This is a genomic window from Phenylobacterium sp., from assembly GCF_036821595.1.
In the GTDB taxonomy this organism is placed as follows: domain Bacteria; phylum Pseudomonadota; class Alphaproteobacteria; order Caulobacterales; family Caulobacteraceae; genus Phenylobacterium.
The window spans coordinates 126,261-146,090 of the sequence record NZ_DAISJG010000003.1; the positions used below are offsets into that span (position 1 = coordinate 126,261).

22 protein-coding genes are annotated in these 19,830 nt (G+C 72.7%); 5 read left to right on the plus strand and 17 right to left on the minus strand.

Annotation, left to right across the window (positions count from 1 at the left end):
* Positions 1-3 precede the first annotated feature (3 nt).
* Positions 4-777: a hypothetical protein gene (locus V7Z97_RS03150; protein WP_334161374.1), complete on the minus strand. Its 774-nt coding sequence runs from the start codon at positions 775-777 to the stop codon at positions 4-6.
* 139 nt (positions 778-916) lie between these two features.
* Between V7Z97_RS03150 and V7Z97_RS03155 the strand changes: the two genes are divergently transcribed.
* The 4 genes from V7Z97_RS03155 (at position 917) to V7Z97_RS03170 (ending at position 5,423) form a co-directional block, all read left to right on the plus strand.
* Positions 917-2,731 carry a hypothetical protein gene (locus V7Z97_RS03155; protein ID WP_334161375.1) on the plus strand — a complete coding sequence of 605 codons (1,815 nt, stop codon included), beginning with the start codon at positions 917-919 and terminating at the stop codon, positions 2,729-2,731.
* Positions 2,732-2,800: 69 nt separating this feature from the next.
* Entirely contained in the window at positions 2,801-3,568 is a 768-nt protein-coding gene (locus tag V7Z97_RS03160) for a sterol desaturase family protein (RefSeq protein WP_334161377.1), read from the plus strand.
* Between the two features lie 77 nt (positions 3,569-3,645).
* Complete coding sequence (locus tag V7Z97_RS03165; RefSeq protein WP_334161379.1) at positions 3,646-4,458, plus strand: alpha/beta fold hydrolase; 813 nt, start codon at positions 3,646-3,648, stop codon at positions 4,456-4,458.
* A gap of 17 nt (positions 4,459-4,475) precedes the next feature.
* Complete coding sequence (locus tag V7Z97_RS03170; RefSeq protein WP_334161380.1) at positions 4,476-5,423, plus strand: homocysteine S-methyltransferase family protein; 948 nt, start codon at positions 4,476-4,478, stop codon at positions 5,421-5,423.
* A gap of 10 nt (positions 5,424-5,433) precedes the next feature.
* Here the strand turns inward: V7Z97_RS03170 and V7Z97_RS03175 are convergent, their stop codons facing one another.
* The 9 genes from V7Z97_RS03175 to V7Z97_RS03215 all read right to left on the minus strand — a co-directional run bounded on the left by V7Z97_RS03175 (position 5,434) and on the right by V7Z97_RS03215 (position 13,610).
* On the minus strand, positions 5,434-6,162 hold the full coding sequence (locus V7Z97_RS03175) for an ATP12 family chaperone protein (RefSeq protein WP_334161381.1): 729 nt from the start codon (positions 6,160-6,162) through the stop codon (positions 5,434-5,436).
* 42 nt (positions 6,163-6,204) lie between these two features.
* Positions 6,205-7,698 carry a putative 2OG-Fe(II) oxygenase gene (locus V7Z97_RS03180; RefSeq protein WP_334161382.1) on the minus strand — a complete coding sequence of 498 codons (1,494 nt, stop codon included), beginning with the start codon at positions 7,696-7,698 and terminating at the stop codon, positions 6,205-6,207.
* Between the two features lie 60 nt (positions 7,699-7,758).
* Positions 7,759-8,739: an RluA family pseudouridine synthase gene (locus tag V7Z97_RS03185; RefSeq protein WP_334161383.1), complete on the minus strand. Its 981-nt coding sequence runs from the start codon at positions 8,737-8,739 to the stop codon at positions 7,759-7,761.
* Positions 8,736-9,119: a fluoride efflux transporter CrcB gene (crcB, locus tag V7Z97_RS03190; protein WP_334161384.1), complete on the minus strand. Its 384-nt coding sequence runs from the start codon at positions 9,117-9,119 to the stop codon at positions 8,736-8,738. The genes V7Z97_RS03185 and crcB overlap by 4 nt, the downstream gene beginning before the upstream one ends.
* 33 nt (positions 9,120-9,152) lie before the next feature.
* A complete protein-coding gene (locus tag V7Z97_RS03195) occupies positions 9,153-9,653 on the minus strand; it encodes a CC0125/CC1285 family lipoprotein (protein ID WP_334161385.1) in 501 nt (166 codons plus the stop codon).
* Positions 9,654-9,733: 80 nt separating this feature from the next.
* Entirely contained in the window at positions 9,734-10,477 is a 744-nt protein-coding gene (locus V7Z97_RS03200; RefSeq protein ID WP_334161387.1) for an RluA family pseudouridine synthase, read from the minus strand.
* Positions 10,478-10,486: 9 nt separating this feature from the next.
* Positions 10,487-10,948 carry a hypothetical protein gene (locus V7Z97_RS03205; RefSeq protein ID WP_334161388.1) on the minus strand — a complete coding sequence of 154 codons (462 nt, stop codon included), beginning with the start codon at positions 10,946-10,948 and terminating at the stop codon, positions 10,487-10,489.
* A 70-nt stretch (positions 10,949-11,018) separates the two neighbouring features.
* Positions 11,019-12,329, minus strand: coding sequence for a replication-associated recombination protein A (locus V7Z97_RS03210; protein WP_334161389.1), 1,311 nt, complete (start codon positions 12,327-12,329; stop codon positions 11,019-11,021).
* A gap of 45 nt (positions 12,330-12,374) precedes the next feature.
* Positions 12,375-13,610, minus strand: coding sequence for an acyl-CoA dehydrogenase family protein (locus V7Z97_RS03215; protein ID WP_334161391.1), 1,236 nt, complete (start codon positions 13,608-13,610; stop codon positions 12,375-12,377).
* Between the two features lie 130 nt (positions 13,611-13,740).
* Between V7Z97_RS03215 and V7Z97_RS03220 the strand changes: the two genes are divergently transcribed.
* Complete coding sequence (locus V7Z97_RS03220; protein WP_334161393.1) at positions 13,741-14,586, plus strand: hypothetical protein; 846 nt, start codon at positions 13,741-13,743, stop codon at positions 14,584-14,586.
* A 158-nt stretch (positions 14,587-14,744) separates the two neighbouring features.
* Here the strand turns inward: V7Z97_RS03220 and V7Z97_RS03225 are convergent, their stop codons facing one another.
* From V7Z97_RS03225 to rplQ, 7 genes are all read right to left on the minus strand, one after another.
* Entirely contained in the window at positions 14,745-15,032 is a 288-nt protein-coding gene (locus V7Z97_RS03225; RefSeq protein WP_334161395.1) for a GIY-YIG nuclease family protein, read from the minus strand.
* A gap of 99 nt (positions 15,033-15,131) precedes the next feature.
* Positions 15,132-16,541 carry a Do family serine endopeptidase gene (locus V7Z97_RS03230; RefSeq protein ID WP_334161396.1) on the minus strand — a complete coding sequence of 470 codons (1,410 nt, stop codon included), beginning with the start codon at positions 16,539-16,541 and terminating at the stop codon, positions 15,132-15,134.
* A 68-nt stretch (positions 16,542-16,609) separates the two neighbouring features.
* Positions 16,610-17,902 carry a TCR/Tet family MFS transporter gene (locus tag V7Z97_RS03235; RefSeq protein WP_334161397.1) on the minus strand — a complete coding sequence of 431 codons (1,293 nt, stop codon included), beginning with the start codon at positions 17,900-17,902 and terminating at the stop codon, positions 16,610-16,612.
* A 56-nt stretch (positions 17,903-17,958) separates the two neighbouring features.
* Positions 17,959-18,420 (minus strand): SRPBCC family protein, encoded by a 462-nt coding sequence (locus V7Z97_RS03240; protein ID WP_334161398.1) that lies wholly within the window; start codon positions 18,418-18,420, stop codon positions 17,959-17,961.
* Complete coding sequence (locus V7Z97_RS03245) at positions 18,417-18,749, minus strand: ArsR/SmtB family transcription factor (RefSeq protein ID WP_334161400.1); 333 nt, start codon at positions 18,747-18,749, stop codon at positions 18,417-18,419. The genes V7Z97_RS03240 and V7Z97_RS03245 overlap by 4 nt, the downstream gene beginning before the upstream one ends.
* Positions 18,746-19,198 (minus strand): VOC family protein, encoded by a 453-nt coding sequence (locus V7Z97_RS03250; RefSeq protein WP_334161401.1) that lies wholly within the window; start codon positions 19,196-19,198, stop codon positions 18,746-18,748. Before V7Z97_RS03250 ends, V7Z97_RS03245 begins: the two co-directional genes overlap by 4 nt.
* A 134-nt stretch (positions 19,199-19,332) precedes the next feature.
* Entirely contained in the window at positions 19,333-19,749 is a 417-nt protein-coding gene (rplQ, locus tag V7Z97_RS03255) for a 50S ribosomal protein L17 (protein ID WP_325458292.1), read from the minus strand.
* Positions 19,750-19,830 lie beyond the last annotated feature (81 nt).

Genomic DNA, 19,830 nt, shown 5'->3' on the forward strand with positions numbered 1-19,830 from the left:
GGATCAGGCCCAGAGCGACCGCTGGAAGGCGAGCGCTTCGGCTCCCGCGACCTTCATCACCGCGAGCGCCGCCTGCCCCTGGTAGGCCCGGCCCAGGCTGCGGAGGGTGATCGCCTGCTCGCGGGTGAGCGTGAGCGGCGCGATGGCGGCGTCCGTCCCGCGCTGGGAGAAGGGCTCGGTGGTCCCGGGCGCAACGACCGGCTTGCGGATCTCCTCCAGCACGGCGCGCAGGCGCTGCGCCGGATAGGGCGAGTCCACGACCGGCGCGGGCGCCGGCGTCACCGGCGGCGGCTGGACCACCACGGGCGGCGGTTCGGCGGGCGGCTGGACCACGACCGGCGGCGGTTCGGGCGGCGGCTGGACCACGACGGGCGGCGGTTCGGCGGGCGGCGGAGTCACGGGCGGCCTCGGCGGCCAGCCGGGCAGGCGGTCGCGCAGGCGCTCGAGGACGTCCTCGAGGGCGTCCCAGGCGCGGTCGGCGCGGTCGTCGTCCTGGCCGGGGCGCTCGCCGCGGCCCCGGCCTTCGCGCCCGCGGCCCTCGTCGCGCCCGTCGGGCTGGGACTGGAGCTGGAGCAGGGCTTCGAACGCGGCCGGCGCCAGGGCCGCCAGGGCCGATTCCGCCTTGTGGGCCGCGGCCCGGGGTTCCGGGCGGCCCTGGGAGAAGCCGCGGCCGGACTCGGCCGGGGTCACCGGCGCGACCGGCGTGACCGGCGCGACGACGGGCGCGTGGCCGAAATGGCCCGCCTCCGTCGCGATCGTGCCGATCCTGAACGACATCCCTGACTTCCGCTCCATTCCGGCACAGGCGCCGGGGTCTTCGGGACCAGAGGAGCAACGCCCGGGCCAGCCGCCCCCCCACGATCAGGTGACCGCGGTCACTGTTGGTGCGGGCCCGGCGCTGCTGTAAGAGCGAACAATGTTCTTCAAACGAGACTCCGTGGGCCCGGCGGTCGATCGCCGGGCGACCGCCATCGCCGTCGCGCCCTTCGATCCGGCGCCGCTGGACGCCGACCGTGCGCGCATCGCCGGCGCCTTCCTCGAGGACCTGATCGCCGAGCTGGCGCGGTTCCCGAGCCTGGAGGTGCTGGCGGCGCGCACGTCGCTGTCGCTGAGCCCCGAACAGCTCGAGCCCCGACGCATCAGCGCGGCGTTCGGCGTCACCCACCTGCTGGACACCGCCGTCCGGCCGGCGACGGACGGGCTGCAGGTGAAGGTCAGCCTGATCGACACCCTGACCGCCCAGCAGCTCTGGACCCACGGGTTCGACGTGCCGCTGCGCGAGGTGCTGCAGGCGCCGGACGAACTGGCCGCCCAGGTGGCTAACCACCTGTCGGCGAAGATCGACCACACCCGCCTCGCCCGCGCCAAGACCCGGCCGCTGGCCAGCCTCGAGGCCTACGACCTCTGGCTGCGCGGGCGCGACGCCCTGCGGCGTGGGACCTGCGAGGCCGACGCCGAGGCGCGCGACTTCTTCGAGCAGGCGCTGGCGCTGGATCCCACCTATGCGCGGGCCTACGCCGGCCTGTCGCTCAGCCACTTCAACGACTGGAGCTGCCAGCGCTGGACCCACTGGGAGGAAGGCGAGCGGCTGGCGTTCGACTACGCCTGCCAGGCCGAGGCGCTCGACGAGACAGACCCGGTGGTCCAGGCGGTGCTGGGCCGCATCCAAATCTACCGGCGCAACTTCGGCCAGGGCCGGCGCCACCTGGAGCGGGTGCTGGCGCTGGCCCCCAACGACGCCGACGCCCTGATGCAGACCTCGCTCTGGTGGAGCTACCTGGGCGAGGACGAGCGGGCGCTGGAGATGGCGGCCAAGGCCTTCCGGCTCAATCCGCTGCACGACGCCTGGTACTACGTCTACGCCTTCCTCGTGCACTTCCTGGCGCGGCGGCCCGAGGAGGGCCTGGCGCTGGCCGAGATGTCGCCGCCGCACCAGATGGTGGACCAGTCGGCCTACATGGCCGCGGCCTACGCCCATCTCGGCCGCCTGGACGAGGCGCGCCGGCACGCGGACATGTTCCGCGAGGTGTTCCGCGAGAAGATCACCTTCGGCCGCGAGCCCGGCCCGGACGAGCCGGTGAGCTACCTGCTGCACGTCAATCCGTTCAGCCGTCCGGCCGACGCCGAGCACCTGGTCGAGGGGCTGCGCCTGGCGGGCGTGGCCGGCCGCTGGAACGGCGCGGCCTACCTGCACAACGACGGCGCCGAGCAGGCCCGCTTCGCCCGCAGCGGCGACATCTGGGAGGCGGCCTACGCCGGCCGGACGGTGGTCATCGCCGACATGAAGGGCTGCCGGGACCTGGCGCTGCTGCTCGCCGCGCCGCGGGAGCGGATCCACTGCATGGAGATCGCCGGCCGGGTGGCCGAGGCCGATTGCGGCCGGGTGATGGACGCCCGGGCCCGCGCCGAGTGCCAGGCGCGCATCCGCGACCTGCAGGAGGCGCTGGCTGAGGCGGAGCGCGACGGCGACCTGGCCCGCTCCGAGCGGCTGGGCGCGGAGCTCGACGCCCTGATCGAACAGCTCTCGGCGGCGATGGGCCTGGGCGGCCGCGGGCGCAAGCTGGGAGATCCGGCCGAGAAGGCGCGGACGGCGGTCACCTGGCGCATCCGCAGCGCCATCGGGAAGATCGCCCGGGCGCATCCGGAGCTCGGCCGCCACCTGCAGGCCTCGATCCGCACCGGCGCCTTCTGCGCCTACCAGCCGGAGAAGCCGGTGCGCTGGGCCACCTGACGGGCCGCCTCACAATGTGAGGCGCGGGCTCACGCCCTTGGGGAAAACCTCGAGAAAAGGAGTTCCCCCGTGTTCGGGTTCTACGACTACCTGCTGTTCGGCCTGTTCGCGGCCTTCGCCGCGCTGGACGTCCTGGCGCCGGCCCGCGCCTTCCCGGCCGTGCGCGGCTGGCGGATGAAGGGCGTGGTCTCCGCCGTGCTCTACTGGCTGATCGCCACCCGCGCGCCGTTCCTGTGGGACGGCTTCCTCGGCCAGCACACCTTGATCGACGCCCGGGCCCTGCCGCTCTGGGCCCAGGCCCCGCTGGCCTTCCTGGCCTACGAGCTGGGCGTCTACGCCTGGCACCGGACCATGCACGGCTCGGACCTGCTCTGGCGGACCTTCCACCAGACGCACCACTCCGCCGAGCGCGTGGACATCTGGGGCAGCCTCTACTTCCACCCGCTGGACATGCTGGGCTGGGCGTTCCTCGGCAGCTTCACCCTGGTGTTCGCGTTCGGCTTCGCGCCGGAGGCGGTGCTGTTCGCCTTCTCGGCGGCGACCTTCTGCGGCCTGTTCCAGCACGCCAACCTGAAGACGCCCCAGTGGCTCGGCTGGTTCGTGGCCCGGCCGGAGATGCACAGCCTGCACCACGAGCGCGGCGTGCACAGGTTCAACTACGGCGACATTCCGCTGTGGGACATGGTGTTCGGCACCTGGCGCAACCCGAAGACCTGGGCCGGCGAGGCCGGCTTCTACGACGGCGCCTCGCAGCGCCTCGGCGACCTGCTGATCGGCCGCGACGTGGCCGGCGGCGAGCAAGGCTGCCTGCGGCCCGCCCCCGAGGGCGCGCGCTGATGGTGTTCGTCGCCGACTTCCCGCCCCCGCCCGAGCCGCGGGACTTCATCCATCCTTCCGTTTCGAAAGCGAAGTTCATGCATACGCGTCTGAAGCTTCAGAGCGGGGTCGAGCTGGACGTCATCCAGTCCGGCGACCCCACCGGCGTCCCGCTGCTGCTGCTGCACGGCATCAGCGATTCCGCGCCGTCCATGCGGCCCTTCATGTCGGAGCTGCCGCCGAACGTGCGGGCCATCGCCATCAGCCAGCGCGGCCACGGCGACTCCTCCAAGCCGGCCGGGCCCTACACCCTCGACGCCATGGCCGCCGACGCCGCGGAGGCGCTGGACCGGCTGGGCGTGCGCCGCACCGTGGTGATGGGCCATTCCATGGGCAGCATGGTCGCCCAGCGCTTCGCCGCGGCCCATCCGGACCGGACGCGCGGCCTGGTGCTGGTGGGGGCCTTCCCGGGGCTGAAGGGCAACCCCGAGGTGGACGCCTTCTACCAGGAGGGCATCCGCGACCTGCAGGACCCCATCGATCCCGCGTTCGCCAGGGGTTTCCAGGAAAGCACCCTCGCCCGGCCCGTTCCGCCGGACTTCCTGGACATGGTCTCGGCCGAGTCGCTGAAGCTGCCGGCGCACGCCTGGAAGGCGCTGTTCGCCGACATGATGAGCCGCGACCTGGGGCCGGGGCTGGCGCGGGTGCGGGCGCCCACCCTGCTGCTCTGGGGGGACCGGGACGCCTTCGCCTCGGCCCGGGACCAGGAGCGGCTCCTGAAGGGCCTGCCGGACGCGACGCTCAGGACCTTACCCGGGACCGGCCACGCGCCGCACTGGGAGGAGCCGGCGGCCGCGGCCCGGGCGGTGGCCGAGTTCGTCGGGCGCCTGCGCGCGCCGGCGGCGGCCTGAGCGGGGAGGACGCACCGATGCCCCGCATCCCTGCCCTGCCGCAGACGAAGGGCGGCCTGTTCCTCACCGACGGCGGCCTGGAGACCACCCTGATCTTCCACGAGGGGATCGAGCTGCCGCACTTCGCGGCCTTCCTGCTGCTGAAGGAGGCCGAGGGGCGCGCGACGCTGCGCGCCTACTACGAGCGCTACCTGGCCATCGCCCGGGCCGAGCGCCTGGGCTTCGTTTTGGAGAGCCCCACCTGGCGGGCCAGTCCCGACTGGGCCGACCGGCTGGGGATCCGCCGCGACGAGCTCTCGATGCTCAACCGGCGGGCCATCGCCCTGCTGCAGGACCTGCGCGCCGGCTGGAGCGGCGAGGTGGCGCCGATCGTGGTCTCCGGCTGCGTCGGCCCGCGCGGGGACGGCTACGACCCCGGCGAGGCGATGACCGCGGAGGAGGCCTGCGCCTACCACCGCGGCCAGGTGGCCGACTTCCTGGTGGCCGGGGCGGACATGGTCTGCGCCGTCACCATGACCAACACGCCGGAAGCGATCGGCGTCGTCCGGGCGGCGAAGGCGGCGAAGCTGCCGGCGGCGGTCTCCTTCACCGTGGAGACCGACGGGCGGCTGCCCACCGGCGAGCCGCTGGGCGAGGCGATCGAGGCCGTGGACGCGGCGACCGGGGCGGCGGCGGCCTATTTCATGGTCAACTGCGCCCACCCGAGCCACTTCGGCCAGGCGCTCGCCACCGACGCGCCGTGGGTGAAGCGGATCGCGGGGGTGCGGGCCAACGCCTCGCGGCGCAGCCACCAGGAGCTGAACGACAGCCCCGACCTGGACGACGGCGATCCGGCGGCGTTCGGCGCCGAGCACGCCGAGCTCCTGCGCCGGCACGGCCATATCCGGGTGCTGGGCGGCTGCTGCGGCACGGACCACCGGCACGTGGCGGCGATGAGCCGGGCCTGTACGGCGGTGACCGCCTGAGCCTGGGGGCCTAGGCGTCGAGGCCGCGGAACCAGCGCTCCAGCATCTGCGCCTCGACGCGCAGGCGTCCGGCGCGCTCGGCGGCCTCGGCGTCGACGCCCCACTTCTCCTCCTGCCAGGCCTCGTCCAGGCGGGAGAGGTCGAAGGCCTGTTCGCCGGTGAGCCAGCCGCGCTGCAGGCCGAGCGCGAGGACGGAGGAGCCGAACAGGGCCGCGCCGAAGGCCAGGCCCGCCAGGCCGAAGTCGTCGAGCGCCAGCGCCAGGGCCCTCACCTCGGCGAGGGTCGGCTCCGGCTGGCTGCGGTGGACGATGCCGGCGCAGCGCACGAAGGCGAGGCCCAGGTCGCGCTCGGCGCGGTCGAGCACCGGGCCCCAGTGCGCCTGCTGGCGGCTGACCAGGCCGGCGGGCTGCTCGGCGAAGTAGCAGACCAGGTCGGAGCCGGCGTAGTCGGCCACCGACTGGGCCGTGGCCTCGCGCGCCTGCGGGATGGAGTCCAGGGCGGTGTTGGCGAGGCGGGTGGCGTGCATGCCGGCGAGCTCGATCGTCTCCCCCTGCCCGGCCCACTCCCCGGCCACCTGCTCGGCGATCGGACGGGTGGGCAGGACGAGGCGCGCGCCCTTCGGGGTCCGCACGTTGCGGGCGTCCAGCAGGACGGCGAAGCCGCCCTCGGCCTCCGCGACAGCGACATCCTTGTAGAAGCGCCGGGGCTTCTCCACCGGCTCGTGAAATCCGCGTTGCATCCGGGGTGAATGGGGAGCCTCGCGCCCGAACGCAAGCCTGCCTCAGGCCGGGACCACGTCGAAGGCGATGGTCATGCGCCGCTCGTCCGTCGTGAACGGCTCGGTGCCGTGCCACATGTAGGAGGGGAAGAGCACCAGCCGACCCGGCTGCGGCCTCACCCAGTGCTCCGGCGGCAGGGCGGGATCGGTGCGGAACGGCGGCTTGCCGAAGCGGATCCAGCCGGCCCGGTCGTCGCCGGCCAGGGCCCGGTCGGGGGTCTCCACATAGAAGGCCGAGGAGAGCCAGCCCTCGGGGTGGAAGTGGTCCTTGTGGAAGCCGCCGGGGCGCAGGCGCACCGACCAGGCGCCCTGGATGCGGTAGTCGCCGGTGGCGCGGCGGCGGAGCGGGTCGGTCCCCGTCCCCAGCCTGGCGATGTGCTCGCGGATCGGGGCGTCGAGGGCGCGGAAGAAGGCCTGGATCGCCGGGTCGTCGGAGCCGGTGAGCAGGTGCATGGTCTGGCTGCCGTGCAGCAGGGACTGGTTGGACGGATGCTCCCGGTAGAGGTGCATGGCGTTCAGCGCCGCGGCGAGGTCGGCGAGGAAGGCCTCGCGGGACGTCCAGCCCTCGGGGGTCGGCAGCTCGTAGACCCCGACCATGGCCTCGTAGTCGTAGAGCTCGGCGTGCAGCGGGTCGCCCACGGCGCGGGCCGCGGTCGCCGCCCAGCCCCAGAGTGACTGGTTCTCGGGCGCGATCTCCAGGCCGCGGCGGGCCTTGGCCAGCGCCAGGTCGGGACGGCCCTGGGCGAGGGCGACGATGGCCAGCTGGTTGAGCACGCCCGGATGGTCGGGCCGCAGGCGCTCGGCGGCCTGGGCGAGGCGCTCGGCCTCGTCGAGGCGGTCGGACTCCAGGGCGGCCTGGGCCGCGGCCATGAGGATGATGCCGTCCTCGGGCAGGCGCTCGGCGGCCCTGGCCAGCAGGTCGGCGGCGCGGCCCTGCTCGCCGGCGGCGGCGTAGAGCTTGGCCTTGGCCAGCAGCAGCGGCGGGGCCTCGCCGCCGGCGTGGGCGCAGCGGTCGAGGACGGCGTCGGCGGCGGCGAGGTCGCCGTGCCGCATCCAGACGACGTTGGCGTACTCCGCGGCCGTCGCGGCGTGGGCGGGGGCGCGCCGGATCGCCTGGCGATAGGCCTCCTCGGCGGCGTCGAGCTCGCCGGTGGCCAGCCGGGCGCGGGCCAGCACGCCCCAGCTCTGCGCGCCGTCCAGCCCGAGGGCGAAGGCCTTTTCGATCGCCCGGGCCGACTCCGCGCCGCGGCCGAGGTCGCCGAGCGTGGCGCCGAGGTTGTGCCAGGCGACGGCGCTGGTCGGGAAGCGGGCCACCGCCCGGCGGTCGAAGGTCAGCGCCTCCTCGCGGCGGCCCAGGCCCTTGAGCGCGGTGGTGTGGAGGGCCAGCGCCCGGTGCGGCGCCTCAGCGGCCTCGGCGAGCGGCGCGGTGATGGCGAGCGCCTCCGAGACGCGCCCGGCGTCGAGCAGCCCCTTCGCCTGATCCAGCACGTCGCCCATTCCACGCCACCACCCCCTCCAGAGGAGCAGGGGCGCAGGATTCAGGCAAGCGGCGTTCGATCAACGACGTTTTCTGCCGAACGGCTCCGGGTCGGCCTCGTGCTCGTCGAAGCCGAAGCGCTCGAACCCGGCCTTCAGCTCGGGGCTGATCGGCGCCTCCAGGATCAGGGTCCCGCGGGAGGGATGCGGCAGCTCCAGGCGCCTCGCATGGAGCTGCAGCTTCAGTCCCTGCGAGAGGGCGACAGAGGCCTCGTTGTTGTATTTCGGGTCGCCGAGGATCGGGTGACCCAGGGCCAGCATGTGGGCGCGGAGCTGGTGGGTGCGGCCGGTGTGCGGCCAGAGCGCCATCCAGGCGACCTTGTCGGCGGCGCGGCTGAGGGTGACGAACTCGGTTTCGGCGGTCTCGCCGTGCGGGTCCTTGGGATCGGTGGGGACCATCATCTCGCGGTCGCCGACTCCCTTCTTGGCGAGCGGCAGCTCCAGCACGCCCTCCCCGGGCTTGGGCAGGCCGGCGACCAGGGCCCAGTAGGTCTTCTGGGTCCGCCGGCGGGCAAAGGCGCCGGCCAGCTTCGCGGCCGCGCCGGGCGACTTGCCGAGCACCAGGACGCCGGAGGTGTCGCGGTCGAGCCGGTGGACCAGCCTCGGCCGCTCCAGCCCCTCGCCCCAGGCCGAGAGCAGCCGGTCGATGTGCTTCGAGGTCTTGGTGCCGCCCTGGACGGCGAGGCCCGAGGGCTTGTTGAGCGCCAGCACCTCCTCGTCCTCGTAGAGCACCAGGGAGCGGGCGAAGGCGGCCTCGCGGGGATCCAGCCGGCCCTTCTCGTGCGGCGCGGGCGCGTCCGGCAGCGGCGGCACGCGCACCTGCGAGCCGGCCGAGAGCCGGGTGTCGGGCTTGGCGCGGGCGCCGTCGACGCGGATCTGGCCCGAGCGGGTCAGCTTCTGGATCTGGATGTGGTTGAGGTGCGGCCAGCGGCGCTTGAACCAGCGGTCGAGGCGCACGCCCTCCTCGCCCTTGTCGACGTAGAGGGTGCGGACCTCCCTCACGCGAACACCCGCCGGGCGACGAGCAGGCCCGCGAACAGCGCCAGGGTGGAGAGCGTCACCGAGGCCAGGGCGTAGACGGCGGCGCTGGTGAAGGCGCGCTTCTCGAGCATCAGGGCGAGCTCCAGGGAGAAGGCCGAGAAGGTGGTGAAGCCGCCCAGGACGCCCACGCCGAGCAGCAGGCGCCAGCGCTCCTGGTCCAGGCCGCCGCGGTGGGCCAGCACGCCGGCCAGCAGGCCCATCAGCAGGCCGCCGGCGGTGTTCACGGCGAAGGTGCCGTACGGCCAGCCGGACCCGAAGGTCCGGAGCGCCTGGACGCCCACGAGGTAGCGGGCCAGGGCGCCCAGGGCGCCGCCGAGCCCGACGTAGAGGAGAGTCTGCATCGGGTGGGTTATGCGACGGCGCGCGGACTTGGGCTAGGTGGCGGTTCCCATCAGCGTGCTGCGGATGGCGCGGGCGTCGTAGATGTCGCCGCCGGGCGGCTTCGGCCCGCGGCCGAGCAGCACCTCGAGGGTGGCGGTCACCGAGGGGCCGCCACCGAGGTTGAACCCGGTGCCGACGCCGACGCCGACGCTGGAGCCGCTGCGATAGCCGTAGTGGCCGCTGCCGCCGCCGACGCCCAGGCTGACCCGGGGGCCACGGTTGGGCTGGCCCTGCAGGAAGCGGTCGGACACCCGGAACCAGTCATAGCCGTTCGCCAGCGCCAGGTCGGCGGCGCGCAGCAGGGCGAGGTCGGTCACCCGGTCGGCCGAGGCCCCGGGGCCGCCACGGAAGGTGACGCGGTAGCGGTCGGGCTCGATGCGGTACTCGGACCAGCCCACGGCCTGTGGCCCCATGGCCGGCTGGTAGGTGGTGGGCGTGGTGGCGCAGGCGGCCAGGGAAAGGGCGGCGAGGGCTGGCAGGACGAGGCGTTTCATCGTTCAGGTTCCGGCGGAAAACCCATTGTGGTTCCGCAGCTTGCCGCAGGAAACGGGCAAGTCGGAGGCGGCGTTCCGTCTCAGGCCAGTTTCAGCGCGGCCAGGAGCGCCGCCATGTCGTCGGGAATGGGCGCCTGCAGGCGCATCTCGCCGCCGCCGGGATGCGGGAAGGTCAGCGCCGCGGCGTGCAGCATCAGCCGGGGCGCGGGATGGCCGCCGACCACCAGGGCGCCGCCGTAACGCGCGTCGCCGGCGATCGGCCGGCCGAGCGAGGCCAGGTGGACGCGGATCTGGTGCATGCGGCCGGTCTCGGGATCGGCCTCAAGCAGGGCCGCGCCCGGGGCCTGGGCCAGGGTGCGGTAGCGGGTGCGGGCGGTCTCGGCGTCCGGGTGGTCGGGCGCGCAGACGCGCATATGGGCCTCGCGGCCCAGCTCCTCGCGGCGCAGCGGCGCCTCGATCACCCCCTTCGGCGGGACCGGCGCCCCGGGGGTGACGATGGCGCGGTAGGTCTTGAGGAACCGGCGCGCCATCATCGCCTTGCCGAGGAAGCCCGCGGCCGGCTTGGTCTTCGCGGTCAGGATCACGCCCGAGGTGTCGCGGTCGAGCCGGTGGATCAGCCGCGGGCGCGCCTTGCCGGGCCGGGCGAAGGCCCAGAGCAGTTCGTCCAGGGTGTTCGCCTGGCCCCGGCCACCCTGGCTGGACAGGCCCGAAGGCTTGTTCAGGGCCAGGATGTCGGCGTCCTCGTACAGCACGAGGGACCGCACGAGCGCGGTCTCCTCGGGCGTCAGGCGGACGGGAACGGGCTCTGTCTTGCGGGCCTTCACCAGGCCCGTTTAGCGGAGCACCCCGCGCTTGCCCATCGCCCAGGCGTACCAGGCGAAGAGCAGGCAGCTCGCCAGGATGACGACCTGCATGATCATCACCGTCTGGCCCATCACCGCCGCGCCGTCGCTGAGGGCGTAGTTGTAGATCAGGCTGACGACGAAGGCGGCCAGCGACGCCACGAAGGCGTGCAGGGCCCACTTCGAGCGGACGAGCAGCAGGATGGCGCCGATCACCCCGCCCCACACCCCGATCGCCCATACCGCCCCCATCCAGGCGGGCATGGCGTTGAAGTGCGCGATCTGGGCGTCGGTCATGCCGGCGCTGCGCATGTAGGCGTCGCCCTGAAGCCGGGTCATGACGTAGTCGTAGCCGCCGAACCCGTTCCAGAGCAGGGCGACGACGCCGACGACCCAGAGATGCCAGGGCGCGGCGCTGCGGGCGGAGCCCGCGTCGTTGGTTGCTGTGGTCATTTGAGCTTCCCCCCTAAGGATGCTGGGCGCGAGCCTACGCCGGGCCGGCTGGGAGAACAATGATCGCCGATCAGTCGCCGCCGCCGCGCTCGCGGCGCAGGGCCGCCCAGCGGTCCAGCCGCTCCTTGATGCGCGCCTCGGTCCCCTCCCCGCGCGGCTGGTAGAACTGCCGCCGCTCCATGCCGTCCGGGAAGTAGTTCTGGCCCGAGAACCCCTGCGGCGCGTCGTGGTCGTAGGCGTAGCCCTTGCCGTAGCCGAGCTCCTTCATGAGCTTGGTGGGCGCGTTCAGGATGTGCGACGGCGGCGTCAGGCTGCCGGTCTCCTTGGCCGCCTTCATCGCGGCCTTGTAGGCCACGTAGACCGCGTTGGACTTGGGCGCGGCGGCCAGGTGGACGACGAGCTGGGCGAGCGCGATCTCGCCCTCGGGGGAGCCCAGGAAGTCGTAGGTGTCCTTCGCCGCATTGGCGAGCACGAGGGACATGGGGTCGGCCTCGCCGATGTCCTCCGCGGCGGCGCGGATCAGCCGGCGGGCGATGAACAGCGGGTCCTCGCCGCCCTGGAGCATGCGGGCGAGCCAGTAGAGGGCGGCGTCCGGGTCCGAGCCGCGGATCGACTTATGCAGGGCCGAGACGAGGTTGTAGTGCTCCTCGCGGTCCTTGTCGTAGGCCGGGCTGCGCTTCTGCAGGATCTGGCCCAGCTCCTTGATGGTCAGGGGCCTGGGCGAGCCGATGTTGAACAGGGTCTCGGCGAGCGTCAGCAGGTAGCGGCCGTCTCCGTCGGCCAGAGCCACCAGGGCCTGGCGGGCGTCGGGCTCCAGCGGCAGGGGGCGACCCTCGAAGGCCTCGGCCTTGGCGAGCAGCGCCTCCAGCGCCGCCTCGTCCAGGCGCTTGAGCACATAGACCTGGCAGCGGGACAGGAGGGCGCCGTTCAGCTCGAAGGACGGGTTCTCGGTGGTCGCACCGACCAGGGTGACGACGCCCTCCTCCACGAACGGCAGGAAGCCGTCCTGCTGGGCGCGGTTGAAGCGGTGGATCTCGTCGACGAACAGCAGGGTGCTCTGGCCGGCCGAGCGGCGGACCTTGGCCTGTTCGAACGCCTTCTTGAGGTCCGCCACGCCGGAGAAGACGGCCGAGAGCTGCTGGAACTCGTAGCCCGCCTCCTTGGCCAGCAGGCGGGCGATGGTGGTCTTGCCCGTGCCCGGCGGGCCCCAGAGGATCATCGAGGACAGCCGCCGGGCCTCGGCCATGCGGCGGATCGGGCCCTCCGGGCCCAGCAGGTGATCCTGGCCCACCACCTCGTCGAGCTTCTGCGGCCGCAGCCGGTCGGCGAGCGGGGACGGGGCGGAGGGCGTCATCCCCGCGGCTTCGAAGAGGTCAGCCATGCGTTGGGCTTAGCACCGCGGACGGCCGCCCCCAACTGGAGCCGGTCAGATCAGGTCGCCGCCGGCGGCCGACGCGGTGGTGCCGTGCGCCTTGAAGGCCTTCACCACGTTGCGCCCGGTGGTCCAGCGGTGGACCTCGTCCGGCCCGTCCACCAGCCGCTGCGAGCGGATGTGGGTGTACCAGCGGGCCAGGGGGGTATCGAGGCTGTAGCCCAGGGAGCCGTGCAGCTGGATCGCGGTGTCGACGACGTGGTGGACCATGTTGGCGAGGTAGACCTTGGCGATGCCGTTCTCCTGTCGCAGGTCGAGGCCCTTCTCCGCCTTGTAGGCGATGTGCAGGAGCATCAGGCGGCTGATGTAGAGCTGGGTGGCGCACTCGGCGAGCATGAACTGGACCGCCTGGCGCTCGGACAGCGGCTTGCCGAAGGTCTCGCGCCCGATGACCCGCTCGGTGGCCATGTCGAGCGCGCGCTGGGCCATGGCGACGTTGTGCATGCCGTGCCGCAGCCGGCCGTAGGCCAGCCGGTGCTGGCCCATGTTGAAGCCGTTGCCCTCCCCGCCCAGCAGGTTCTCGGCCGGTACGACGAGGTCCCTGATCTCGACTTCGGAGTGGCCGCCGCCGAGCACGTGGGTCAGCGGCCCCTCGAGCGCCATGGTCTGGATGTCGCGCTTGATGTTGTAGCCGGGGTTCGGCAGCTCGACGATGAAGGTGGAGTAGCGCTGGTGGCGCGGCGCGTCGGGGTCGGTCATGGCCATGACCACCGCCAGGTCGGCGACGCTGGCGGCCGAGGAGAACCACTTCTCGCCGTTCAGCACATAGGCGTCGTTGCCCTGCTTCACGGCCCGGGTCTGCATGCCGGTGGCGTCGGCGCCGGCCGCCTTCTCGGTCATGGAGTAGCAGACCCGCTTCTCGCCGTTCAGCAGCGGCTTGAGGTACTTCTCCTTCTGGAAGTCGGTGCCGTGCGCCAGGATGGTCATCATGGTGGCGTCGTCGGGGCCCTGGGTGTTCATCGACAGCGCGCCCAGGTAGCTCTCGCCGAGCTCCATCTGCACCAGGGCGTTGGCGAGCGGGCCCAGCCCCATGCCGCCGTATTCCTTGGGGATGAACGGGCACCACAGGCCCCGCGCCCGCGCCTTCTCCCGCAACTCGGCCAGCAGGGTCTTGTAGTCCGCGCCGTCCATGAGCCGCTTCTCGGCGGGGATGCACTCGTCGTGCACCCATTCGCGCACCTTCTGCCGGATCGCCTTGGCGTCCTCCGGGATCTCGAAATCGATGGCCATGGCGTCCTCCGCTGGCTCTGCCTCGGTCGAGCGTGACGAGGTTGACGCCGTGGCAGGCAAGCGGGGCGAAGGTCGGCTCGGACGATCTGCGGAATTGACCGCCTGCTCGCCGCGCGGCGATGCTGGTCCGATGGCGGTCTCCACGCCCCTGTTCGCCCTTGCCGCCGCCCTGCTCGTCCAGGGCGCCACTGCCGCCGAGCCGGAGCGGGCCGCGCCGCCCACGACGGTCGAGGGCGTGACGGTCCAGGCCCCAGGCCAGCCGCTCGACGACCGGGTGCGCGAGTTCGTCGGCGGAGCCCTCGGCCACCGGCTGGATGGCTCCATCGTCCGTTGGCGCGAGCCCGTCTGCCCCCTGGTCTCCGGCCTGCCGAGACTAATCGGTGAGGCCGTCCTGGCGCGGCTTTCCGAGGTGGCGCGCCGCGTCGAGGCGCCGTTGGCGGGGCCCGAATGCCGGCCCAATCTCTATGTGGTCGTCAACCGTCAGCCCCGCGCCCTTCTCGAGCGCTGGCGCAGGCGCGACACCCACCTGTTCGGCGAAGCCTCGCCGGGGGCGGTCCGGCGGATAATCGACACCGACCGGCCGGTGCGGGCCTGGCACAACTGGCGATACGAGGAGCCAGGCCTGCCGCGCGCCAGCCGGCTCGTTCGCAACGCCGTGCGGAACACCACCAGCGCGATCGTCGTGATCGACGCCCGGCGCCTCGACGGCGTGACCGTGGCCCAGCTCGCCGACTACGTGGCGATGGTCGGCCTCGTCGAGATGCAGCCGGACGTCGAGACGCGACAGGCCGCCACCATCCTGGCGCTCTTCGAAGAGGATCGCGAGCCGCCGCCTGGCCTCACCCGCTGGGACGAGGCCCTCCTGTACGGCGCCTACAACACGCCGCAGGAAAACGTGCTGCAGCGCTCGGCCATCGCCAGGCAGGTGATGCGCGAGGCGCGACGCCCGGATTCGCCGGAGGGGGCCAGCCCCTAGGGGCTTGGCCGAAGCCAAGCCCGCCTCGAGCGGCCGAGCGGGCCCGTTCAGCCGGGATAGCGCTCGAACGCGGGCAGTTCGTGGGCGGTCGCCATCCCGCCGATGCGGCGCCCCCCTCCCGCTCATCCCCGCGAAAGCGGGGACCCAGGTTTTTTCCGTTATTCAGGCTCAAGCTCGTCCAGCAGGTCCCGCCATCCGGGATTGAACCGCTCGATCAGCTCCACCTTCCAGGCGCGCCGCCACTTCTTCATGGCCCTTTCGCGGGCGAAGGCGCCTTCCCGCGTCTCGAAGTATTCGTAGTAGACGAGCCGCCTGACCCCATACCTCGCCGTGAAGCCCGGCCGCAGGCCTTCCCGGTGCTCAAGCGCCCGACGGCTGAGGCTGTCGGTATGCCCGATGTAGAGCGTGCCGTTCCGCTGGCTGGCGACGACGTAGACGGCGAGCATCGGCGATGGAAAAAGCCTGGGTCCCCGCTTTCGCGGGGATGAGCGGAGTGGGATCGGACGAGTTAATCCCGGGGCTCAAGCCGCTGCAACGTCCCCCGATCAGGCCCGGTAGGTCGCGGTGACGAGCTGTCCGTTGCGCTGGATGGTGATCTGCCAGGCGGGGACGCGGGCCGTGAGCGCCGCGGCGAGGTCGCGGGTGCTGCCGACTTCGCGGCCGTTGACGGCGCGGACGATGTCGCCCGGCCGGAAGCCGGCGCTCATGGCGAAGCCGCGGCCGACGTTGGTGATCAGCACGCCGGGACCGGCGAAGACATCGACGCCCAGCTCGTCGGCCACGGCCGGCGAGAGGTTGACCACGGTCGCCCCGTTCAGCGGGTTGGAGCCGCTGATCAGCCGCTCGTCGCGGGCCGGCGTGGCCGGCGGGGCCTCGGCGCGCAGGCTGAGCTGCAGGTCGCGGTCGCCGCGGCGCACGGTCAGGCGCAGGCTCTCGCCCGGACGGCGGTTGCCGACGGCGTAGTTGAGGCTGGCGGCCTCGACGATGGGCTGGCCGTCCACGGCGGTGACCACGTCGCCCTGGCGCACGCCGGCGCGGTCGGCCGGGCCGCCGGGCCAGACGTCGGCCACGAGGGCCCCGGTGGGCCGGGCCAGGCCCAGGGTGCGGGCGATGTCGCCGTCGACGCTCTGCAGACGCGCCCCGAACCAGGGCCGCACGACCGCGCGGCCGCCGCCGGCGGCGGTCTCCACCGCCCGGCGGACGACGGCGGCGGGGACGGCGAAGCCGACGCCCGAGGAGGTGCCCGAGCGCGAGAGGATGAAGCTGTTGATCCCGATCAGGTCGCCGTCCATGTCGACCAGGGCGCCGCCGGAGTTGCCCGGATTGATGGCCGCGTCGGTCTGGATGTAGCTGGTGGCCGCGTCGCCGGTGGGGTCGGCGGTGCGGTTGAGCGCCGAGATGATGCCGTTGGTGACGGTCTGGCCGACGCCGAACGGGTCGCCGATGGCCAGCACGAGGTCGCCCACCTGGGCGTCGCCGGTGTCGTCGATGGCCAGGGTCGGCAGGCGCTCGCCCGGCGGCACGTCGATCTTGAGCACTGCGATGTCGGTGCGCGGGTCGGCCAGCAGGATGCGGGCGGTGAACTCCCGGCGGTCGGCCAGCGAGACGGTGATTTCCTGGCCGCCCTGGACCACGTGGTTGTTGGTGACGATCACGCCGTCCGGCCGGACGATGACGCCGGAGCCCAGGGAGCCCTGCACCCGCGCCCGGGGCGCGCCGAGCCCGAACAGCTCCCAGAACGGGTCGGTCTGGGCCCGGACGAGGCGCTTGGAGGAGATGTTGACCACCGCCGGCGCCGCCCGCTGCACCACGGGCGCGAAGGACTGCTTCATCGCCATGGCGCTGGCCGGCGGGGCGCGGTTGGGCTGGGCGAGCATCGGCTGGGCCAGGCCCGTGACGGGCGCGGCGGCGATCAGGAGCGCCAGGGTGGACACGAGAACGCGGGGACGGCGCATGGTCTCTCCGGAAAACCTCAGAACGCTGCGGAATCTGCCGAGGTTTCAGGCGCAAAAATGGCGGCGCTTCAAGCCCTGGCCGGCTCCGCGGCCGGGGCGTGCGCCACCTTCAGCGTCAGGGCGAAGGCGAGCGCCAGCAGGCCCGCGGCCAGGTAGATGGCGAGGCCCGGCGCGTGCAGGGTCGCGTCGTGGCGCACCGACCAGGCGAACACCAGGCCGAACAGCGGCGGGCCGGTCACCGAGGCGATGCCCGTGAGGCTCTGGTTGGCGCCCTGCAGCTGGCCCTGCTCGTGCGGCTGCACGCGGCGGGTCATCAGGCCCTGCAGGCCCGGCATCATGAAGCCGATGCCGGCGAAGATCGGCGCGCCCAGGAGGTAGAGCCAGCCGGTGGAGGCCGCGCCGTACCAGGCGAAGCCCAGCACGCCGCACGCGGCGCCCAGGAGGACGGCGTTGCGCTCGCCGATCCGGGCCACCACGGGGCCGACCAGGAACATCTGCACGATCACGCCCAGCACGCCGGTGAGCAGGAAGGTGGCCCCGAGGACGCCCGGGCTCCAGCCGTAGCGGTAGGTGGTGTAGAGGACGAAGATGGTGGGCAGCACCATGTGCGAGATCTGGAACAGGAAGCCGACGCCGGCGAGGCCCAGGAGGCCGGGGCGCGAGCGCAGGAGCTTCAGGGCGCCCAGCGGGTTGGCGCGGGACCAGTCGTAGGTCTTCGCGCGGCGCCCCGGCGGCAGGGATTCGGGCAGGATGAACAGGCCGTAGAGCCAGTTGGCGAAGGTGAGCGCGGCGGCGGCCATGAACGGCAGGCGCAGGTCGACCTCGCCCAGCATGCCGCCCAGCGTCGGGCCGATGATGAAGCCGAAGGAGAAGGCCGAACCCATCCAGCCGAACACCTTGGCCCGGCGCTCCGGCGGGGTGACGTCGGCCAGGTAGGCGTTGGCGGTGGAGAAGCTGGCCGCCGTGGCGCCGTTCAGCACCCGGCCGACGAACAGCCACCACAGCGTCGGGGCGAAGGCCATGAACAGGAAGTCGACGCCCAGGCCGAACAGGGAGAGCAGCAGCACGGGGCGGCGGCCGAAGCGGTCCGACAGCATGCCCAGCATCGGCCCGAACACGAGCTGCATCAGGCCCCAGGTGGTGGCGAAGAGCACGTTCCACTCGGACGCCGCGGCGGTGTCCCCGCCGGTCATCTCGCGGATCAGGTTGGGCAGGATCGGGATCATGATCCCGAAGGAGATCGCGTTGATCAGGGCGCTGCCGAAGATGAAGCCGAAGCCGGCCTGGCGGCGCGGCCGGCCGCGCCCCGCCGCGGTCTCCGGCGCGACCTCCGGGCCCTGCGGCGGCGTGATCTCGGCCATGGTCTATCCCCCAGAGCGGCGGAACATGAAACAGAACGGGAACATGCGCAACCGCGTTATGCGACCTGCTTGAGGGAGGCCAGCAGCGCCTGCCACCACTCGGCCAAGCGGAGCAGCAGGACCTCGTCCGGGAAGCCGTGGCGGGCGGCGCCCTCCGGCACCCGGTCGAAGCCGCGGTGCTCGACGCTGACCCGGGTCTCCGCCCCCACCGCCTCGAAGCGGACCTCGACCTCGGTGGCGAGCTCCGGCGGGAAGTTGGCCTGGCGCCAGGTGAAGACCAGCCGCGACGGCGGCTCCCAGGCGAGGATCCGGCCGATCTCGAACACCTTGCCGCTGGCCAGGGTCTCGGTGAGCCGGCCGCCCTCCCCCGGCTCGAAGGCCAGGATCCCGGGGGCGCGGGGCGTGGTCTGGAAGAGGCCGTTGGGCCGCCACCAGGCGCCGATCTCGCCGGTGAAGGCGGCGAAGGCGCGCTCCGGCGTCGCCTTCACCCGGAGGGCCACATAGACCTTCGACGTCATCCGTCGGCCTCGACATGGGCCTTGAAGGCGGCGAGCTGCCCGCTCCAGAGCCGTTCGCTCTCCTCCAGCCAGCGCAGCAGATGGACCATGGGCTCCGGCCTCAGGGCGTAGATGCGGACGCGCGCGTCGAACTCGGGATGGGATTCCTCCACGAGCCCCGTGGCGCGCAGGGTCTTCAGGTGGCGGCTCATGGCCGGCGGGCTGAGGTCGAGGGCGCGGGCCAGCTCGCCGGCCGGGCGCGGCCGCTCGGCCAGCAGCTCCACCACCCGGCGGCGGTGGGGATCGGCCAGGGCGGCGAGCGTGCGGTCGACCGCGACGGCCTCAGTCAAACCCAGCCCTCGATCTTCAGCCCGCTGGCCGCCTCGGCCTCCTCGCGGCTCACCGGCTTCACCGTCTGGCCGACGGTCCAGATGTGACCCTCGGGATCGCGGCAGCGGTAGGTGCGGTCGCCGTAGAACTGGTCGGCCGGCTCCATGATGATCTCGAAGCCGGCGGCGCGGGCCCGGGCGCAGTGGGCGTCCACGTCGTCGTCGATGTGGATATGGATGGTCTGGGTGGTCTTGCCGCCGATCGAGGCCGGGCTGCGGGTCTCCTCGGACCATTCGGAGCCGACCATCACCACGCCGTCGCCGAAGCGCATCTCGGAGTGGACGAGGTTCCCCTCGGCGTCGTCGATGCGCATGAACAGCTCGAAGCCGAAGGCGCGCTCCAGGAAGTCGAGCGCGGCCTTGGGATCGCGGTAGCTGACGGCGGACGTGAGGTTGGGGCGTCGGGACATGGGTCAGGCCTCCTCGGCGTTTGGTTCTCACTCGCCGTAATATTTAACGCCTTTTGCAATCATCGCGTCAAGCGGCCACGAAAAAGGCCCCGGAACCGGGTTCCGGGGCCTTTCGGATCTCTCTGCGGGGGCCGTCAGGCGTCGGCGAAGTTCTGCTCGGCGGTCGGGCCGGAGTCCTTGCCCTTCTCGGCCGGGTCGCGGTCCACGAACTCGATCACGGCCAGCGGGGCGTTGTCGCCGTAGCGATAGCCGGCCTTCAGGACGCGGATGTAGCCGCCGTTGCGCTCGGCGTAGCGGGGGCCGAGGACGGCGAACAGCTTGCCGACCTGTTCCACGTCGCGGACCTGGCTGATCGCCTGGCGGCGGGCGTGCAGGTCGCCGCGCTTGGCCAGCGTCACCAGCTTCTCGACGAAGGGCCGCAGCTCCTTGGCCTTCGGAAGCGTGGTCACGATCTGCTCGTGCTTGATCAGGCTGGCGGACATGTTCGCGAACATCGCGGTCCGGTGGGCGGTCGTACGACCCAGTTTGCGGTGGGCTTTGCCGTGACGCATCTCGATATCTCCTGGGCGCTCCGGCCCACCTGGCGCTCCGGTCGTCTGGAGGGCGCCTGCCTAACCAAGTCCCAGCCTGCT

Bases quoted from the DNA above. Each gene is read 5' to 3' on its own strand.
- V7Z97_RS03150 (WP_334161374.1), bottom strand. From the start codon at position 777: ATGTCGTTCAGGATCGGCACGATCGCGACGGAGGCGGGCCATTTCGGC.
- V7Z97_RS03155 (WP_334161375.1), top strand. From the start codon at position 917: ATGTTCTTCAAACGAGACTCCGTGGGCCCGGCGGTCGATCGCCGGGCG.
- V7Z97_RS03165 (WP_334161379.1), top strand. From the start codon at position 3,646: ATGCATACGCGTCTGAAGCTTCAGAGCGGGGTCGAGCTGGACGTCATC.
- V7Z97_RS03170 (WP_334161380.1), top strand. From the start codon at position 4,476: ATGCCCCGCATCCCTGCCCTGCCGCAGACGAAGGGCGGCCTGTTCCTC.
- V7Z97_RS03175 (WP_334161381.1), bottom strand. From the start codon at position 6,162: ATGCAACGCGGATTTCACGAGCCGGTGGAGAAGCCCCGGCGCTTCTAC.
- V7Z97_RS03180 (WP_334161382.1), bottom strand. From the start codon at position 7,698: ATGGGCGACGTGCTGGATCAGGCGAAGGGGCTGCTCGACGCCGGGCGC.
- crcB (WP_334161384.1), bottom strand. From the start codon at position 9,119: ATGCAGACTCTCCTCTACGTCGGGCTCGGCGGCGCCCTGGGCGCCCTG.
- V7Z97_RS03195 (WP_334161385.1), bottom strand. From the start codon at position 9,653: ATGAAACGCCTCGTCCTGCCAGCCCTCGCCGCCCTTTCCCTGGCCGCC.
- V7Z97_RS03205 (WP_334161388.1), bottom strand. From the start codon at position 10,948: ATGACCACAGCAACCAACGACGCGGGCTCCGCCCGCAGCGCCGCGCCC.
- V7Z97_RS03210 (WP_334161389.1), bottom strand. From the start codon at position 12,329: ATGGCTGACCTCTTCGAAGCCGCGGGGATGACGCCCTCCGCCCCGTCC.
- V7Z97_RS03215 (WP_334161391.1), bottom strand. From the start codon at position 13,610: ATGGCCATCGATTTCGAGATCCCGGAGGACGCCAAGGCGATCCGGCAG.
- V7Z97_RS03220 (WP_334161393.1), top strand. From the start codon at position 13,741: ATGGCGGTCTCCACGCCCCTGTTCGCCCTTGCCGCCGCCCTGCTCGTC.
- V7Z97_RS03225 (WP_334161395.1), bottom strand. From the start codon at position 15,032: ATGCTCGCCGTCTACGTCGTCGCCAGCCAGCGGAACGGCACGCTCTAC.
- V7Z97_RS03230 (WP_334161396.1), bottom strand. From the start codon at position 16,541: ATGCGCCGTCCCCGCGTTCTCGTGTCCACCCTGGCGCTCCTGATCGCC.
- V7Z97_RS03235 (WP_334161397.1), bottom strand. From the start codon at position 17,902: ATGGCCGAGATCACGCCGCCGCAGGGCCCGGAGGTCGCGCCGGAGACC.
- V7Z97_RS03240 (WP_334161398.1), bottom strand. From the start codon at position 18,420: ATGACGTCGAAGGTCTATGTGGCCCTCCGGGTGAAGGCGACGCCGGAG.
- V7Z97_RS03250 (WP_334161401.1), bottom strand. From the start codon at position 19,198: ATGTCCCGACGCCCCAACCTCACGTCCGCCGTCAGCTACCGCGATCCC.
- rplQ (WP_325458292.1), bottom strand. From the start codon at position 19,749: ATGCGTCACGGCAAAGCCCACCGCAAACTGGGTCGTACGACCGCCCAC.